The sequence below is a fragment of the Craterilacuibacter sp. genome, assembly GCF_051659485.1.
Classification (GTDB): Bacteria; Pseudomonadota; Gammaproteobacteria; order Burkholderiales; family Chromobacteriaceae; genus Craterilacuibacter.
The window spans coordinates 1-1102 of sequence record NZ_JBOFOO010000414.1 but is presented as its reverse complement, the minus strand read 5'-3'; the positions used below and the strand labels follow the sequence as shown (position 1 = coordinate 1102).

Genomic DNA, 1102 nt, shown 5'->3' with positions numbered 1-1102 from the left:
TGTCGGGCCATCGATAAACGCCTGCTCTTCGGCCGACAGCTTAGGATCAGGAAAGGCCAGCAGCCTTTTCCAGTCAGGCTTGCCGGAAAAGAGATCCTTGTCCCACCATACGGTACCGGCATTGATAGCCTCTTGCTCGGTCTGGCTCATGGCCGGGGTGATCTTCTTGAAAATCTTGAAGACCGGCCCGGTAAAGACGATACGGCGCAGTGGCGGCAGGTTCAGGATCAGCGCAACAACAGCAAAGGCAATCCATAAGCCATTAGCAAGCGAGCAGCCACCCACAAACTGGGCTGCTGCGAGCCAAGCCGCGATGACCAGCGTCCAGGCAAGAACCGGTGCACGCCAGTAGGCAAGCACACCGACCAGCAGGACAAGAGCAATGGCGTAAATCATATTCAGGTTTCCTAGTGTAAAACCATGTCAAGCAGACGCTGGCATGGTCAGACCGGCAAGCACAAACGGCACCAAATGCTGAACAATCGCTTCCGGGTCTCGCGCCGTCACCACCGGGCTCTTGCGAAAGACTTTCAGCACATCATTACCGGCAAACGCGTTGAACATTAGGCCGAAGGCAAAGTGCATGCGCCATGACAGCTCCTGCTCGTCAAGCGCCGGCAAGCTGCGACGAAATGCTGCGGTATAACGCTCGACGAACTCGCTGTATTCACGCGACAAAGCCTCGCGCAGCAGGCGGTGATTTTCCACCAGCGCACGCGACAGCAAGCGCACAAATAGTGCGCCACCACGCGCCGGGTCGTGCGACAAGGCAAGGCAAGGACGGATAAACGTCATCACCACCGCCTCGATCGAACTTGCCGCAGGGCTATTCTCTACCGCATCCAGCTCGGACAGACACGCCGATATCAGCGGCGTAAAGCGGCGCATGAATACCGATTCGAACAAGGCGTCTTTCGAGCCAAAGTGGTAATTAACCGCCGCGAGATTGACCTCGGCCTGCTGGGTAATCATGCGCAGGGAAGTCGCCTCGAAACCGTGCTCGACAAAGAGCAACTCGGAAACTTCGAGTATGCGCCCGGCGGTATCGGAACGATGCTCTTCCATGGTGGCTGGTGCCTCTATTGTGTTTGCAGTCTGATTT

General features: G+C 56.8%; 1 protein-coding gene and 1 pseudogene. Both read right to left on the bottom strand.

Going from position 1 to position 1102, the window contains the following annotated elements; genetic code table 11:
* Positions 1–396, bottom strand: a pseudogene (gene fadE, locus ACRC1E_RS14030) (acyl-CoA dehydrogenase); the annotation flags it as partial.
* Between the two features lie 27 nt (positions 397–423).
* The coding region (locus ACRC1E_RS14025) for a TetR/AcrR family transcriptional regulator (RefSeq protein WP_438515708.1) at positions 424–1102 on the bottom strand (679 nt) is incomplete at its 5' end.